At 69.7% G+C, this 14,082-nt stretch carries 19 protein-coding genes; 15 read left to right on the top strand and 4 right to left on the bottom strand.

Features of this window, described 5'->3' with window-relative positions; genetic code table 11:
* Positions 1-225: 225 nt before the first annotated feature.
* The 7 genes from D9V41_RS15870 to metX all read left to right on the top strand — a co-directional run bounded on the left by D9V41_RS15870 (position 226) and on the right by metX (position 6,843).
* Positions 226-1,443: an NRAMP family divalent metal transporter gene (locus D9V41_RS15870; RefSeq protein WP_121795566.1), complete on the top strand. Its 1,218-nt coding sequence runs from the start codon at positions 226-228 to the stop codon at positions 1,441-1,443.
* A gap of 4 nt (positions 1,444-1,447) precedes the next feature.
* Positions 1,448-2,203: a LamB/YcsF family protein gene (locus tag D9V41_RS15865; RefSeq protein WP_121795565.1), complete on the top strand. Its 756-nt coding sequence runs from the start codon at positions 1,448-1,450 to the stop codon at positions 2,201-2,203.
* Positions 2,200-2,811, top strand: a complete 612-nt coding sequence (gene pxpB, locus D9V41_RS15860; RefSeq protein ID WP_121795564.1) for a 5-oxoprolinase subunit PxpB — start codon at positions 2,200-2,202, stop codon at positions 2,809-2,811. The genes D9V41_RS15865 and pxpB overlap by 4 nt, the downstream gene beginning before the upstream one ends.
* Positions 2,808-3,704: a 5-oxoprolinase subunit C family protein gene (locus tag D9V41_RS15855; protein WP_121795563.1), complete on the top strand. Its 897-nt coding sequence runs from the start codon at positions 2,808-2,810 to the stop codon at positions 3,702-3,704. The genes pxpB and D9V41_RS15855 overlap by 4 nt, the downstream gene beginning before the upstream one ends.
* Positions 3,701-4,492 carry a putative hydro-lyase gene (locus tag D9V41_RS15850; RefSeq protein WP_121795562.1) on the top strand — a complete coding sequence of 264 codons (792 nt, stop codon included), beginning with the start codon at positions 3,701-3,703 and terminating at the stop codon, positions 4,490-4,492. The genes D9V41_RS15855 and D9V41_RS15850 overlap by 4 nt, the downstream gene beginning before the upstream one ends.
* 84 nt (positions 4,493-4,576) lie before the next feature.
* Entirely contained in the window at positions 4,577-5,866 is a 1,290-nt protein-coding gene (locus tag D9V41_RS15845; RefSeq protein ID WP_121795561.1) for a bifunctional o-acetylhomoserine/o-acetylserine sulfhydrylase, read from the top strand.
* Entirely contained in the window at positions 5,863-6,843 is a 981-nt protein-coding gene (metX, locus tag D9V41_RS15840; RefSeq protein WP_243697312.1) for a homoserine O-acetyltransferase MetX, read from the top strand. The genes D9V41_RS15845 and metX overlap by 4 nt, the downstream gene beginning before the upstream one ends.
* A gap of 59 nt (positions 6,844-6,902) precedes the next feature.
* Here the strand turns inward: metX and D9V41_RS15835 are convergent, their stop codons facing one another.
* Complete coding sequence (locus D9V41_RS15835; RefSeq protein WP_121795559.1) at positions 6,903-8,630, bottom strand: ABC transporter ATP-binding protein; 1,728 nt, start codon at positions 8,628-8,630, stop codon at positions 6,903-6,905.
* Between the two features lie 75 nt (positions 8,631-8,705).
* On the opposite strand from D9V41_RS15835, the gene D9V41_RS15830 reads away from it, so the two are divergent.
* Complete coding sequence (locus D9V41_RS15830) at positions 8,706-9,251, top strand: TetR/AcrR family transcriptional regulator (protein ID WP_166376076.1); 546 nt, start codon at positions 8,706-8,708, stop codon at positions 9,249-9,251.
* A 6-nt stretch (positions 9,252-9,257) separates the two neighbouring features.
* Here D9V41_RS15830 and rpsN read toward each other — a convergent pair whose 3' ends face one another.
* The 3 genes from rpsN to rpmB are packed head-to-tail and all read right to left on the bottom strand — an operon-like array spanning position 9,258 to position 9,968.
* Positions 9,258-9,563, bottom strand: coding sequence for a 30S ribosomal protein S14 (gene rpsN, locus D9V41_RS15825; protein WP_121795557.1), 306 nt, complete (start codon positions 9,561-9,563; stop codon positions 9,258-9,260).
* Between the two features lies 1 nt (position 9,564).
* Positions 9,565-9,735: a 50S ribosomal protein L33 gene (gene rpmG / locus D9V41_RS15820; RefSeq protein ID WP_121795556.1), complete on the bottom strand. Its 171-nt coding sequence runs from the start codon at positions 9,733-9,735 to the stop codon at positions 9,565-9,567.
* Positions 9,732-9,968 (bottom strand): 50S ribosomal protein L28, encoded by a 237-nt coding sequence (gene rpmB / locus D9V41_RS15815; RefSeq protein ID WP_121795555.1) that lies wholly within the window; start codon positions 9,966-9,968, stop codon positions 9,732-9,734. The genes rpmG and rpmB overlap by 4 nt, the downstream gene beginning before the upstream one ends.
* A 67-nt stretch (positions 9,969-10,035) precedes the next feature.
* Between rpmB and D9V41_RS15810 the strand changes: the two genes are divergently transcribed.
* From D9V41_RS15810 to D9V41_RS15780, 7 genes are all read left to right on the top strand, one after another.
* Entirely contained in the window at positions 10,036-10,281 is a 246-nt protein-coding gene (locus D9V41_RS15810) for a type B 50S ribosomal protein L31 (protein ID WP_121795554.1), read from the top strand.
* Complete coding sequence (locus D9V41_RS15805) at positions 10,278-11,342, top strand: GTP-binding protein (protein WP_121795553.1); 1,065 nt, start codon at positions 10,278-10,280, stop codon at positions 11,340-11,342. The genes D9V41_RS15810 and D9V41_RS15805 overlap by 4 nt, the downstream gene beginning before the upstream one ends.
* Positions 11,343-11,357: 15 nt before the next feature.
* A complete protein-coding gene (rpmF, locus tag D9V41_RS15800) occupies positions 11,358-11,534 on the top strand; it encodes a 50S ribosomal protein L32 (RefSeq protein WP_121795552.1) in 177 nt (58 codons plus the stop codon).
* Positions 11,531-11,653 (top strand): type B 50S ribosomal protein L36, encoded by a 123-nt coding sequence (gene ykgO / locus D9V41_RS15795; protein WP_007076880.1) that lies wholly within the window; start codon positions 11,531-11,533, stop codon positions 11,651-11,653. Before rpmF ends, ykgO begins: the two co-directional genes overlap by 4 nt.
* A 16-nt stretch (positions 11,654-11,669) precedes the next feature.
* On the top strand, positions 11,670-12,674 hold the full coding sequence (locus D9V41_RS15790; RefSeq protein ID WP_121795551.1) for an NADP-dependent oxidoreductase: 1,005 nt from the start codon (positions 11,670-11,672) through the stop codon (positions 12,672-12,674).
* A gap of 225 nt (positions 12,675-12,899) precedes the next feature.
* Entirely contained in the window at positions 12,900-13,787 is an 888-nt protein-coding gene (locus D9V41_RS15785) for an SDR family oxidoreductase (RefSeq protein ID WP_243697311.1), read from the top strand.
* Positions 13,787-14,062 (top strand): DUF7218 family protein, encoded by a 276-nt coding sequence (locus D9V41_RS15780; RefSeq protein WP_121795550.1) that lies wholly within the window; start codon positions 13,787-13,789, stop codon positions 14,060-14,062. The genes D9V41_RS15785 and D9V41_RS15780 overlap by 1 nt, the downstream gene beginning before the upstream one ends.
* The last annotated feature ends 20 nt before the right edge of the window (positions 14,063-14,082 follow it).

Raw genomic sequence — 14,082 nt, 5'->3', positions numbered from 1 at the left:
AACGACCGACGTATCGAGACCACGCCACCTCAACCGGTCTCGATACGCGGCTCGTAGAACTCGCCACTACTCGACCACCTACTGCCGCGCCTGCCCCTCGGTCGCTACTCGACCACCTACCAGGCGTTGCGGGATTGTTGAACAATCCCTTAGCATCGCCGACATCGCTGTGAAACAGGTCGCAGTGAGGGTGGGAGCTTCCCATCCCGAACGTCAGGAGTGTCCATGCCCGACGCCTCGACCGCCGCGCAGGAGCGTCCCGGCTCGGCCCGCACCGCGTTGATGGGCGCCATGTTCCTCATGGCCACCAGCGCCATCGGGCCCGGCTTCATCACGCAGACCACCGACTTCACGGTCAAGCTCGGCGCCGCGTTCGCCTTCGCCATCCTGGCCTCGATCGTCATCGACATCGCCGTCCAGTTGAACGTCTGGCGCGTCGTCGGAGTGGCCGGCAAACGCGCCCACGAGCTCGGCAACGAGGTTCTGCCCGGCATCGGCTGGGCACTGGCGTTCCTCGTCGTCACCGGCGGCCTCGTCTTCAACATCGGGAACACCAGCGGTGCGGGACTGGGCACCAACGCGATGTTCGGCCTCGATCCAAGGATCGGCGGAGCCGTCTCCGCACTCATCGCGATCGGCATCTTCCTCAGCAAGCGCGCCGGCGTCGCGCTCGACCGCATCGTCGTGCTGCTCGGCCTCGTGATGATCGCGATGACGGCCTACACCGCCATCGTGTCTCAGCCCCCGCTCGGCGAGGCGATGCGGAACGCCGTGCTGCCCGAGACGGTCGACTTCCTCGCCATCACGACGATCGTCGGCGGCACCGTCGGCGGCTACATCACGTACGCCGGCGCCCATCGCCTCCTCGATACCGGAGTCACCGGCCCCGACAACGTCGGTCGCATCACCCGCACCTCGGTGTACGGCATCCTCGTCACCGGGATCATGCGCGTGTTGCTGTTCCTCGCGATCCTCGGCGTGACCATCGGCGGTGTCGAGCTGGCCGCCGACAATCCCACCGCATCGGCCTTCGAGGCCGCCCTCGGCAACGTCGGGCTCGTCGTGTTCGGCACGATCTTGTGGGCCGCGTCCATCACCTCGGTGATCGGCGCCGCGTACACCTCGGTCTCGTTCCTCACCACCTCGAAGACGGTGCGCCGACGCCAGAATCTGCTGACCGTCGGATTCATCGCGCTCAGCGCCTTCTTGTTCGTGGTCCTCGGCGCCGCGCCCGTGACCCTGCTGGTGTTCGCCGGCGCGTTCAACGGCCTGATCCTGCCGATCGGCTTCACCGTGGTGTTGTGGGTCGCGTGGATGCGCAAGGATCTGCTGGGCGGATACCGGTACCCCTGGTGGCTCAAGATCGCCGGGCTGGCCGTCTGGCTGCTGACCCTGTACCTGGGCTGGAACTCGCTCGGCGGGCTGGCCGATCTCTGGAGCTGATCACATGCGCATCGACCTGAACAGTGACGTCGGCGAGTCCTTCGGCCGGTGGGAGCTGGGCGACGACGAAGCGATGCTCGCCCTGGTCTCCAGCGCCAACGTGGCGTGCGGTTTCCACGCCGGCGATCCCACCACCATCGGCCGCACGTGCCGATGGGCTGTCGAGCAGGGCGTGCGGATCGGCGCGCAGGTGGGCTATCGCGACCTCGCCGGGTTCGGCCGCCGCTTCATCGACGCGACGGTGCGCGAGCTGACCGACGACGTGATCTACCAGATCGGCGCCCTCCAAGCCCTCGCTCACGCGGCCGGCGGTTCCGTCACCTACGTCAAGCCGCATGGCGCGCTGTACAACACCGCGGTCCATCACGAGGCCCACGCGCAGGCCGTCGTCGACGCCGTGGCGGCCGTCGATCCCGGCCTTCCGGTGCTCGGCCTTCCGGGCTCGGCGCTGCTCGCCGCCGCCGAGGCGAAGGGACTGCGCCCCGTGCGGGAAGCCTTCGCCGACCGCGCCTACACGCCCGAGGGCACTCTCGTCTCGCGTCGCGAGTCCGGCGCCGTGCTGCATGACCCGCACGCGGTGGCCGAGCGCTTCGCGCGCATGGTGACCGAGGGAGACGTCGAGGCGATCGACGGCACGACGGTCCGGCTCGACGTGGACTCGGTCTGCGTCCATGGCGACAGTCCCGATGCCGTCGCGATGGCGCGGGCCGTCCGCGAGCGGCTCGAGGCGGCGGGCGCGCGCATCGAGGCGTTCTCATGAGGCTGCTCCCTTGCGGTGAGCGCGGCGTCCTGGTCGAACTCGACGACATCGGGCAGGTGCTCGACTGGGTCGCTGCCATCGAGGCGGCCGAGCTCGACGTCGTCGACGTGGTCCCCGGCGCCTGCACCGTGCTGCTGACCGTGGACGCGCCGAGCTCGATCCCCGGACTGCGCGAGGCGCTCGGTCGGCTCAGGCCGTCGACCGGGGCCCGCGACGAGACGGCCACGACCGTCGAGATCCCCACGGTCTACGACGGCCCGGACCTGGAGGACGTCGCCGAACTCACGGGGCTGTCGGTCGAGGAGGTCGTCGCCGCGCACTGCGACCAGGAGTGGACCGTGGCCTTCGGTGGCTTCGCGCCCGGATTCGGCTACCTCGTCGGACAGGACACGCGGCTCGAGGTGCCGCGACGGCACGAGCCGCGCACCCGCGTACCGGCCGGATCGGTCGGCCTCGCGGGCGAGTTCAGCGGCATCTATCCGCGTGAATCGCCCGGCGGCTGGCAACTGATCGGGCGTACCGACGTCGTCCTGTTCGACCTGGATCGCGAGCCGCCCGCCCTCCTCACCCCGGGAACCCGAGTTCGATTCGTGGAGGCCGCCCGATGACCGCGCTGGAAGTCGTGCAGACCGGTGCCCAGGCAACCATCCAGGACGCCGGCCGGCCCGGGCTCGCGTCGATGGGCATCGGACGCTCGGGCGCCGCGGACCGACGGTCCTTCGCCCTCGCCAATCGACTCGTCGGCAACGCCGAGCACGCCGCCGCGATCGAGGTCCTGCTCGGCGGGCTCGTCCTGCGCGCCCACGACGAGATCGACGTGGCGGTGACCGGCGCGACCGTCGAGGTCAGCGTCGACCGCGGCGAGGGCCCGGTCCCGGCCGGTCTCAACGCCCGCCATACCCTGCAGCCCGGGTGGTTGCTCTGCCTCGGTCAGGCCACGGCGGGCTTGCGCGCCTACGTCGCGGCACGCGGCGGGCTCGACGTCCCGTCCGTCCTCGGTTCGCGCAGCACCGACACCCTCTCGGGTATCGGACCGGCACCGCTCCAAACGGGCGATCTGTTGCCCGTCGACGCCTGCACGCTGCCGCTGCCCAACACCGACCTCGCACCCGTCCGGCCCCTCGACGACGCCGACGTCACCCTCCGGGTCGTCCGCGGGCCGCGTGAGGACTGGCTGGCCGACCCCGAGCACCTGGTCGCCACGAGCTGGACGGTCTCGGACAAGGTCGACCGCGTCGGCGCCCGCCTCGTCGCGGCCGACGGACCCGGCGTGACCATGGCCGTCCACGACCGGCAGCTGCCGAGCGAGGGCGTCGTCCGCGGCGCGATCCAAGTGCCGCCGGGCGGCGAGCCCGTCATCTTCCTCGCCGACCATCCCGTCACCGGCGGCTATCCCGTCGCCGGTGTCCTCGTCGACGAGGACGCGGACCGCGCCGCGCAACTGCGTCCGGGCCAGCCGGTCCGACTCGTCTGGCATCGAGAAGGAGGACATCGCCGATGACCACCGACGTCGCCGCGCTCTCGCCCGCCGAAGCCCGCCGCCGCTTCCGCGACGGGTTGGTCACGCCGACCTCCGGATGGTCGGCCGGCTACGCGCAAGCCAACCTGGTCGCCGTTCCGCGCGACTACGCGTTCGACCTGCTGGTCTTCGCTCAGCGCAATCCGAAGTCGTGCCCGATCCTCGATGTGCTGGAGCCGGGGCAGTTCACCGGCCCGCTCCTCGGCGAGGACGGCGACATCCGCACCGACGTCCCGGCGTACCGGATCTACCGCGACGGCGTGCTCAGGGAGGAGGTCCCTGACGCCACCGAGTACTGGCGTGAGGACCTCGTGGCGTTCCTCGTCGGCTGCAGTTTCAGCTTCGAGGACGCCCTGCTCGAGGCGGGGGTTCCGGTGCGGCACATCGAGGAGGGCCGCAACGTGCCGATGTTCCGCACCAACCGGCCCTGCCGCTCCGCGGGGCGCCTGAGTGGCCCGCTCGTGGTGTCCATGCGGCCGATCCCGGCCGGTCAGGTCGCGGACGCGGTGCGGGTCACCTCCCGGTACCCGGGCGTGCACGGCGCGCCGGTCCACGTCGGCGATCCGGCGGCCCTAGGCATCGCCGATCTCTCCCGGCCCGACTTCGGGGACGCCGGCACCATCCGGCCCGGCGAGATCCCGGTGTTCTGGGCCTGCGGTGTCACCCCGCAGGCCGCGGTGATGGAGTCGAGACCGCCGTTGGCGATCGGCCACGCGCCGGGCCACATGCTGGTCACCGACCTGCGTGACAGCACCCTGCTCGTGCCCTGACACGTGGCCGCATGATGAGATAGGTGTCCACGCTGCGGTATTCGTGTCACGCTCGGTGTCAGAACGAGGAGCGAAGGAGCACCCATGAGCGAGAACTGGTCGTTCGAGACCAAGCAGATCCACGCCGGCCAGGAGCCGGACCCGACGACGGGCGCCCGCGCCCTGCCGATCTACCAGACGACGTCGTACCAGTTCCGGGACACGCAGCACGCCGCGGACCTGTTCGGCCTCGCTGAGCCGGGCAACATCTACACCCGGATCATGAACCCGACGCAGGACGCCGTCGAGCAGCGCATCGCCGCGATCGAGGGTGGCGTCGGCGCCCTGCTCGTCGCGTCCGGCCAGGCCGCGACCACCGGCGCGCTCACCAACGTCGCCGAAGCCGGCGACCACATCGTCGCGTCGGCCAGCCTCTACGGCGGCACCGACAGCCTCCTGCGCCACAGCTTCCCGAAGCTCGGCATCGAGGTGTCGTTCGTGACCGAGCCCAACGACCCGCAGCAGTGGCGCGACGCCGTCCGCGAGAACACGAAGGCGTTCTTCGGCGAGACCATCGGCAACCCCAAGGGCGACGTCCTCGATCTCGAGGCCGTCGCGGCCGTGGCACGCGAGGTCGGCGTGCCGTTCATCGTCGACAACACGGTCGCCACGCCGTACCTGCTCAACCCGCTCCAGCACGGCGCCGACACGGTCGTGCACTCGGCGACCAAGTACCTCGGCGGTCACGGCACGGCCATCGCCGGCGTCGTCGTGGACGGCGGCACCTTCGACTACGGCGCGCACGGCGACAAGTTCCCCGGCTTCACCACCCCCGACGAGAGCTACCACGGGCTCGTCTTCGCCGAGGCGCTCGGCCCGGCGGCGTACCTCACGAAGCTGCGCGTGCAGTACCTGCGCAACGTCGGCCCGGCCATCGCGCCGTTCAACGCATGGCTGCTGGCCCAGGGCCTCGAGACGCTGAGCCTGCGGGTGGAGCGCCACGTCGAGAACGCCCGCCGCGTGGCCGAGTGGCTGCAGTCGCGTGACGACGTCGCGTCGGTCCACTGGGCGAGCCTCGCGAGCAGCCCGTATCAGGAGCTCGCGCAGAAGTACGTGCCCAAGGGCGCCGGCGCGATCGTCACGTTCGAGCTGCCCGGGGGCGTCGACGCCGGACGCCGGTTCATCGACGCACTCGAGCTGCACAGCCACGTCGCCAACATCGGTGACGTGCGCAGCCTCGCGATCCACCCGGCCTCGACGACGCACAGCCAGCTCACGCCCGAGGAGCAGGCGGGGGCCGGTGTGACGCCGGGCCTGGTGCGGCTCGCCGTCGGCCTCGAGGGCATCGACGACATCCTGGCCGACCTCGACGCCGGATTCCGCGCGGCGAAGTGACCCAGCAGGCGGCGATCGGCAACCTCACCCTCGAATCGGGTGAGGTGCTTCCCGACGTCACGCTCGCCTATGAGACGTGGGGCGAGTACGACGGATCGAACGCCGTCCTCATCCTCCACGCCCTCACCGGTGACACTCGCGTCACCGGTGAGGGCGGGTGGTGGAGCCAGGTGGTCGGACCGGGTCTCGGCATCGACACCGACCGGTTCTTCGTCGTGGCCGCCAACATCCTCGGGGGCTGCCGCGGCAGCACCGGCCCGACCACGCCGGCGCCGGACGGCGCGCGGTGGGGCACGCGTTTCCCCTCGGTGACGGTTCGCGACCAGGTCGCGGCCGAGGTGGCGTTCTCCGACGCGCTCGGCGTCGACACCTGGTACGGCGTCATCGGCGGGTCGGCCGGCGGGATGCGGGCCCTCGAATGGGCGATCGAGCATCCTGAGCGCGTCGAGCGGCTCTTCCTGCTCGCCACGTGCGCAGCGGCGTCGGCCGATCAGATCGCGTTGTCGGCGACACAGAACGACATCATCCGCGCGGCCGGACCCGTCGCCGGGCTCGACCTCGCCCGCCGGATCGCGCACATCTCCTACCGCAGCGAGACCGAGTTCGCCGAGCGGTTCGGCCGGCTCGTGCAGGACGACGGGCGGTTCGCGGTCGAGTCGTACCTGCAGCACCACGGCGACAAGCTCGTCAAGCGCTTCGACGCCGACTCCTACATCGTCCTCAGCGACGCGATGAACAGCCACGACGTCGGGCGCGGGCGCGGCGGCGTGCACGCGGCGCTGGGACGCATTCAGGCGGAGACCGTCGTAGCGGGGATCGACTCCGACCGCCTGTATCCGCTCTACCAGCAGCTCGAACTCGCCGACGGCATCCCCGGCTGCGAGGCGCTCGACATCGTCAAGTCCCCCTACGGCCACGACGGCTTCCTCATCGAAGCCGATCAAGTCGGCGATCTCGCCCGCCGCCTGCTGGCCTGACGACGAAGTTCCAGGTGACGTAAGTCTTCCCTCGCTCTCCTACATAACCCGGCAATCCGTCACCGTAAGGGCGCTGATTCGAGGCGGAAGGCGGCGACGAGTTCGCGGTAGAGCTCGGAGTCGTCGAGCAGCTCGTCGTGGGTTCCCTGCGCGACCACCCGTCCGCCGTCCATCACCACGATGCGGTCGGCGTCGACGACAGTGGAGAGTCGATGCGCGATGGTCAGGACCGCTCCCCGCTTCGCCTGACGCCGGATCGCCTCGTGAATCGCAGCCTCGGTCACACCGTCGACCTGCGCCGTCGCCTCGTCCATCAACAGGATCTCCGGCTCGGCCAGCAAGGCGCGCGCGATGGCGATCCGCTGCCGCTGACCTCCCGAGACATTCGTGTCGGTGAGGACCGAGTCGAGCCCGTCGGGAAGTTCGGCGACGAGCGAGTCCAAGCCGAGTTCACCGAGCACCCGCGCCACGTCCTGATCTGATGCGTCGGGGTTGACGAACAGGAGGTTGTCGCGGACCGTGCCGGGCACGACGGGGGTTTCCTGCTCCACGTACGCGAGTTTCGCGCGCGCCTGCCGCGGGGACAACTGCGAGTAGGACACGCCCCCGCGTCGCACCTCACCCGCCTCCGGTTCGAGGAAGCCGAGCACCGTCGACATGACCGAGGTCTTGCCCGCACCCGAGGGACCCACGAGCGCCACGTGACCGCGCTCTGGCACGTCAATCGTCACCCCGGCGAGCGCGAGGCGCGCATCTGCCGAGTACCGAGCCTCCACGGCGGCCAACGCGAGCCCCGGCCCCACGTCAACCGCGTGGGCGTCGCCGGCGGCTTCCCGCGGCAGCGCGTCGACCTCACGGATGCGCGCGGCGGCGGCGATCCCTGCTTGCAGGGCCGTCATGTTCTGGCTCAGCTCCATGATCGGGCCCATCAGGCCGAAGGCGTACAGCAGGAACGCGACAAGGGTCGAGACGGCCATCTCCCCGGCCGCGACCCGCGCCGCACCCAGCGCCAGGATCACGATGATGACGGCTTGAATACCCGTCCACGACACGGTCCACGCGACGGCCTCGCGACGCACTGCTCGCACACCGTGGTTCCGCGCCCGGTCGAGGTCGGCGAACAGCCGATCGCGCTGACGGTCCTCCGCACCGGCGGCTTTGACCGTCTTGATGGCGCGCAGCGTGCCCTCGGTTCCACCACCGAGGTCGGCAAGCGCAGCCTGCGCCTTCTCCTGGGCCGTAGCGATGCCCGGCATCAGCGCGCCGAAAAGGACAGCGACGACCGCGACTGCGGCCAGGGTGACCCCGAACAGCACCAGGTCCAGCACTGCCATAAGGATCAGCGTGCCGACGAGGACGACGCTGCCGTTTACGAGTCCGACCAGACTTGACGACGCCGCCTCGCGCATCAGCACCGAGTCGCTTGTGACCCGCGTGACGAGATCTCCGGGGGACTTGCGAAGCAACGACAGGACCTTCGCCGACAGGAAACGAGCGATCAAGTGCCGCCGGGCGCCGAGCACGATGTCCTCGGCGAGCGTTCCTAGCAGAACCGACTGCCACCAGCCGATCAGCGCACCGACCACGAGCAAGCCGAACAACGCCGCGACCGGACCTGAGATGGACCCGCCGACGGCGAGCGTATCGAGCACCCACTTCGTCACGAGCGGCGTCGCCAGCTCCATGCTCGACGCAATCAGTCCCAGCACAAGGGCGAATACCAGGACGCGCCGATGTGGGCGCGCGAAAAACCACAGCACAGCAAACCGCGAGGTGAAGACAGCCATGGCGCCTATTAAGACACATCTGTCCTATTGGAGACAAATCAGGTGCACGGTAAGACGTCTTGGTACCCTAATGCCGTGAGTACGCCGACGCAGGATCGCACCCGGCGCACCATCCTCCTCGCTGCCGTCCGCGTCCTCAGCGCGAACCGCAGCGCGAGCATGCGCGAGATCGCCGAAGCCGCCGGCGTCGCCCGCAGTACGGTGCACCGCTACTTCGCCGATCGGACGGCACTCGAAGCGGCGATGACCGAGTTCGTCGATGAAGAGTACGTCCGCATTGGCGCCGCGGCGCGCCCCGAGGAAGGAACCGGCATTGACGCGCTCGAGCGGCTCGCGACCGAGCTGTTCGACCACCTCGAAATCTTCGGATGGTGGTTTCAGGCGTCCGACGAGGACGACGATGACGCCGCCGCGGACGAGGACGACTACGTCATCACCCGCGTGGTGCGCCGGGGCCACGAGGACGGGACGATCGACCGCGAGCTGCCCGCGAGCTGGCTCACCGGCCTGGTCTGGTCACAGCTCTACTCTGCGAACACCTACGTCCTCGAGGGCTCCTTCACCCGCGGCGAGGTGCGCAAGCTGTTCCTGCACAGCCTCCGCAAGTCCGTCAGCGCGTGAGCCGGATTACCAGGACGACTTGGTGATGCCGGGGAGTTCGCCGCGGTGGGCGCCCTCCCGGAGGCGGATGCGCGAGAGGCCGACCTTGCGGACGTAGCCGCGGGGGCGGCCGTCGACCTGGTCGCGGTTGCGCACGCGCACCGGCGAGGAGTCGCGCGGCAGCTTGGCGAGCGCACGCGAGGCGGCCATCCGCTCCTCCATCGTCAGCGAGGTGTCTCGGCTCGCCTGGCGCAGGGCGGCGCGCTTCTCTGCGTACCGCGCCACCTTCTCCTTGCGCCGCTCGTTCTGCACGATCTTGCCGCGCTTGGCCATGTCAGCGCTCCTCGCGGAAGTCGACGTGCCGCCGCGCCACCGGATCGAACTTGCGCAGCATGAGACGGTCCGGGTCGTTCCGCCGGTTCTTGCGCGTCACGTACGTGTAGCCCGTGCCCGCCGTGGACCGCAGCTTGACGACGGGCCTGATGTCCGAGCTCTTCTTACTCACAGCTTCTCCCCTCGCGCCAGGAGCTGCGCCACGACGGCGTCGATCCCGCGTCGATCGATGGTCTTGATGCCTCGCGCACTGACGGTCAGCGTCACGCGGCGACCCAGGCTCGGCACCCAGTAGGTCTTGCGCTGGATGTTCGGGTCGAAGCGCCGCTTGGTGCGCCGATGCGAATGCGAGACGTGGTGCCCGAAGCCGGGCTCCGCGCCGGTGACCTGACAGTGCCGTGCCATGATACTCCTTATTGAAAACGATTCCCATGACGTTATCATTGGTGCCGTACCTCAGGAAAGGACCTGCATGAAGCGCGACCTCCACCCCACGTACCGTCCCGTCGTCTTCCGCGACCGCTCCGGCGACTTCACGCTGCTCACCCGCTCCACGGCGACCAGCGACGCGACGATCGAGCTGGACGGCACCACCTACCCCGTCATCGATGTCGACATCTCCAGCGCCAGCCACCCGTTCTGGACCGGCCGGGGTCGCGTCGTCGACACCGAAGGCCGCGTGGAGCGCTTCCGCCGGCGTTACGGCAGCGGCGCATGAGCGTGCCCGTCACCCTCGTCACCGGCACCGCCGCCGAGGCCGTCGAACGGGCGGTCCTGACGCTCGCGTGGGACGCACCCGGCGCGACCGCCGTTCACCACACGATCGACGTGCCGCACCAGCGCCTCACCCGGATCGTCGCGGACCACACCGGCATCCTCGAGCGCGAGGAGACCGACCTCGACCACGCGTGCGCCAGCTGCGCCCTGCGCGAGGACATCCTTCCGACGCTCGCCCGACTGGCCGACGACGGACGGTGGAGTTCGATCGTCGCGCACCTACCGACGAGCGCCGACGCCACGGGCATCTGCCGCGTCCTCGAGTTCGACCCGGAGTTCGACTTGCACGTCAGCGAGGTCATCGCGGTCGTCGACGGGACAACGTGGGAGGACGACCTGCTCGGCGACGACCTGTTGCGCGAACGCGGCATCCACACCTCCGCCGAGGACGGTCGCAGCGTCGCCGAGACGCTGTGCGCGCTCGTCGAGTACGCCGACACCGTCGTCGTCGTGAACGACATCAGCGACGAAGGACGGGACTTCCTGTCCGTCCTCGCCCGTCGCGACGCCCGGCTGGTGGACGACCATCTGGTCTACGCGCTCGACACCTCTCGACGTCGCGACCACGAGAGCGCGGAACGCTGGGTCGACCCGATGGGTACGCAACCGGTCGGGCTGGTCGAGGACGGCGTCGCGTGGACGCTCGAGCTGCGCTCGGACCGGCCGTTCCACCCGGACCGGCTGCACGCCCACATCGCCGAGCTCGGCGGTGGACCGCGGCGCTCGCGCGGGTGCTTCTGGCTCCCCACCCGGCCCGATCAGGCCTGCGAGTGGTCCGGCGCCGGCGGCCAGTTGAGCGTCGGCACCGCGCTCGCCCAGCCCGAGGGGCGCCCGCACACGCGCCTGCTCGTCAGCGGCATCGACGACGGCATCGACGAGCTCGTCGCCCTGTTCCACCGCTGCCTGCTGACCGACGAGGAGCTCAACCACCGCGGATGGGCCTGGGACGTCAGCGACGACGGATTCGCCCCCTGGCTCGGCCCCTTGCGCCGAGCCGCGTGACCCAAGGAGACCATCGTGGCCGTACCGAAGCGCAAGACCTCACGCAGCAATACCCGCCACCGGCGCAGCCAGTGGAAGGCCCACCCCGTCGCCCTCGTCCCAGTGACGGTCGGCGGCGAGACCATCCGGGTCCCGCGACGGCTCGTCCGAGCCGTCCAGTCGGGACTGATCGATCCGAAGGAGTACCGATGAAGGTCCGCAATTCGCTGCGCTCGCTGAAGAACCAGCCCGGCTCGCAGATCGTCCGCCGCCGCGGGCGCACCTACGTCATCAACAAGCAGAATCCACGACTCAAGGCCCGTCAGGGTTGACGCCTACGATGGCCGCGTGACCACCACCACACAGCAGATCACCCTCGCCCAGCGGCCCGCGGGCATCCCCGACGACTCCACCTGGTCGCTCGAGACCGTCGAACTCCCCGAGCTCGGCGACGGCCAGTTCCTCGTCGAGGTCGACCACATCTCGCTCGATCCGGCCATGCGCGGGTGGCTGAACGACGTGCGCTCGTACGTGCCCCCGGTGCAGATCGGCGAGGTCATGCGGGCGGGCGCGACCGGCACGGTGGTCGAGTCGCGGCACCCGGACTTCGCCGTCGGCGATCACGTCACCGGCACGTTCGGCGTCACGGAGTACGCGGTGAGCGACGGGGCCGGGGTCGCGCACATCAACCTCGATCTCGCGCCGGCACCCACCTGGCTCGGCGCGCTCGGCATGCCCGGCCTCACCGCGTACTTCGGGCTGATGGACGTCGGCAAACTGCAGGACGGCGACACCGTGGTGATCTCCGCCGCCGCTGGGGCGGTCGGCAGCGTCGCCGGGCAGATCGCCAAGGCTCGCGGCTGCCGGGTCATCGGCATAGCCGGCGGACCCGAGAAGACCGACTGGCTGCGGCAGATCGGCTTCGACGAGGCCATCGACTACAAGAACGAGAACGTGCTCAAGCGGCTCCGCGAGGCTGCGCCGAAGGGCATCGACGTCTACTTCGACAACGTCGGCGGTGAGATCCTGGACGCCGCGCTGGCCAACCTGCGGCGCGGTGCCCGCATCGTGATCTGCGGGGCAATCTCGCAGTACAACGAAGAGACCCTCCCGCCCGGGCCCAGCCGCTACATGTCGCTGCTGGTGTTCCGCGCCACGATGCAGGGCTTCCTCGTCTTCGACTTCCTCGACCGCTACCCCGAGGGCCTCGAAGCGATCGGCGAGATGATCCGCAACGGCCGGCTCATCGCCCGCGAGACCGTCGCGAGCGGCGGCGTGCCGGCGTTCGGCGACACCCTGCTCAAGCTCTTCCGCGGCGAGAACACCGGCAAGCTGGTGCTCAAGGTGCGCTGATCGCTCGCGGTGCGGGGCCAACCCATCCGCGGGTCGAGCGGTGCGTCATCAACCCCATCGCGGCCTCGTCACGTTGACCACGCACCGCCCGGGAGCTCGTTACGTTGACCACGCACCGCCCGTGCAATGGCCGGGCGGTGCGCTGATCGCTCGCGCTGCGGGGCCGGTCTTCCTGTGGTTCGGTGGACGTAGTTGAGCCCGTTCCACGAACGAAAGGTGTCAGCCGTGCCAGAACCCGATGTGACCGAACCCGCGCTCAGCGAGGGCTTTTCCGCGCAACAGCAGGAGCCGCCCGGCGTCACCGGAGCGATGGAGCCGCTGCCCGACCACGGCGAGAACAGCTACGTGGGGCACGGAAAGCTCGACGGCAAACGCGCGCTGATCACCGGCGGCGACTCCGGCATCGGTCGCGCCGTCGCCCTCGCCTTCGCTCGCGAAGGGGCGGACGTCGCGTTCACCTATCAGCCCGAGGAGTCCGAGGACGCCGCGGAGACGACCCGGCTCGTCGAGGCGGAGGGCCGTCGCGCGCTGGCGATCGAAGCCGACCTGCGCGACAACGCGACCTGCAAGAACGTCATCGCCCAGGTCGCCGACCAACTCGGCGGACTCGACGTCCTCGTCAACAATGCCGGGTACCAGTACGCCAGGCGCGAGAGCATCGCCGACATGACCGACGAGCAGCTAGAGCGCGTCCTCGCGACCAACCTCAAGGCGATGTTCCTCCTCACCCGCGAGGCGATGCCGCATCTCAAGCAGTCCCGCGGCAACATCATCAACGTCTCGTCGATCCAGGCCTACGAGCCGTCGACGTCGCTGCTCGACTACGCCTCCACCAAGGCGGCGATCAACAACTTCACCATCAACCTCGCCCAGGAGGCCGGCGCCGACGGCGTCCGGGTGAACGCGGTCGCTCCCGGCCCGATCTGGACGCCGCTGCAGCCGGCCACCCAGACCACCGAGAAACTCGAACAGTTCGGCCAGGAGACCCCGCTGGGGCGTGCGGCCCAGCCTGCCGAGTGTGCGCCCGCGTTCGTCTTCCTGGCCAACGAGGCCGATGCCAGCTACGTGTCGGGCACCGTGCTCGGCGTGACCGGTGGAAAGGGGGTGTTCTGATGCCCAGCAAGAAGGACGAGAACAACTCGCAGCTGAAGAACCCGGACATGTACGAGGAACTTCGCGACGAGGGCGCCTCGAAGGAGAAGGCAGCCCGCATATCCAACGCCGCCGCCCGCGACGGCAAGAAGGAGGTCGGCAAGCGCGGCGGCGAGTCCGGTTCCTATGAGGACTGGACCGTCGACGAGCTGCAGGACCGCGCCAAGGAACTCGGCATCGAGGGACGTTCGGAGATGAAGAAGGACGAACTCATCGACGCCTTGCGCGATCACTGAGGTCGACACACGAGAGGCCC

Origin of the sequence: Aeromicrobium phragmitis (genome assembly GCF_003674095.1) — a bacterium.
In the GTDB taxonomy this organism is placed as follows: domain Bacteria; phylum Actinomycetota; class Actinomycetes; order Propionibacteriales; family Nocardioidaceae; genus Aeromicrobium; species Aeromicrobium phragmitis.
Note: the sequence above shows the minus strand (reverse complement) of the source record. Positions and strands in the feature narration are given on the sequence as shown.

Coding starts and splice junctions, on each gene's coding strand:
- pxpB (WP_121795564.1), top strand. CDS start 2,200: ATGAGGCTGCTCCCTTGCGGTGAGCGCGGCGTCCTGGTCGAACTCGAC.
- D9V41_RS15870 (WP_121795566.1), top strand. CDS start 226: ATGCCCGACGCCTCGACCGCCGCGCAGGAGCGTCCCGGCTCGGCCCGC.
- D9V41_RS15810 (WP_121795554.1), top strand. CDS start 10,036: ATGAAGCGCGACCTCCACCCCACGTACCGTCCCGTCGTCTTCCGCGAC.
- D9V41_RS15780 (WP_121795550.1), top strand. CDS start 13,787: ATGCCCAGCAAGAAGGACGAGAACAACTCGCAGCTGAAGAACCCGGAC.
- rpmB (WP_121795555.1), bottom strand. CDS start 9,968: ATGGCACGGCACTGTCAGGTCACCGGCGCGGAGCCCGGCTTCGGGCAC.
- D9V41_RS15865 (WP_121795565.1), top strand. CDS start 1,448: ATGCGCATCGACCTGAACAGTGACGTCGGCGAGTCCTTCGGCCGGTGG.
- D9V41_RS15855 (WP_121795563.1), top strand. CDS start 2,808: ATGACCGCGCTGGAAGTCGTGCAGACCGGTGCCCAGGCAACCATCCAG.
- D9V41_RS15850 (WP_121795562.1), top strand. CDS start 3,701: ATGACCACCGACGTCGCCGCGCTCTCGCCCGCCGAAGCCCGCCGCCGC.
- ykgO (WP_007076880.1), top strand. CDS start 11,531: ATGAAGGTCCGCAATTCGCTGCGCTCGCTGAAGAACCAGCCCGGCTCG.
- D9V41_RS15845 (WP_121795561.1), top strand. CDS start 4,577: ATGAGCGAGAACTGGTCGTTCGAGACCAAGCAGATCCACGCCGGCCAG.
- D9V41_RS15835 (WP_121795559.1), bottom strand. CDS start 8,630: ATGGCTGTCTTCACCTCGCGGTTTGCTGTGCTGTGGTTTTTCGCGCGC.
- rpsN (WP_121795557.1), bottom strand. CDS start 9,563: ATGGCCAAGCGCGGCAAGATCGTGCAGAACGAGCGGCGCAAGGAGAAG.
- D9V41_RS15805 (WP_121795553.1), top strand. CDS start 10,278: ATGAGCGTGCCCGTCACCCTCGTCACCGGCACCGCCGCCGAGGCCGTC.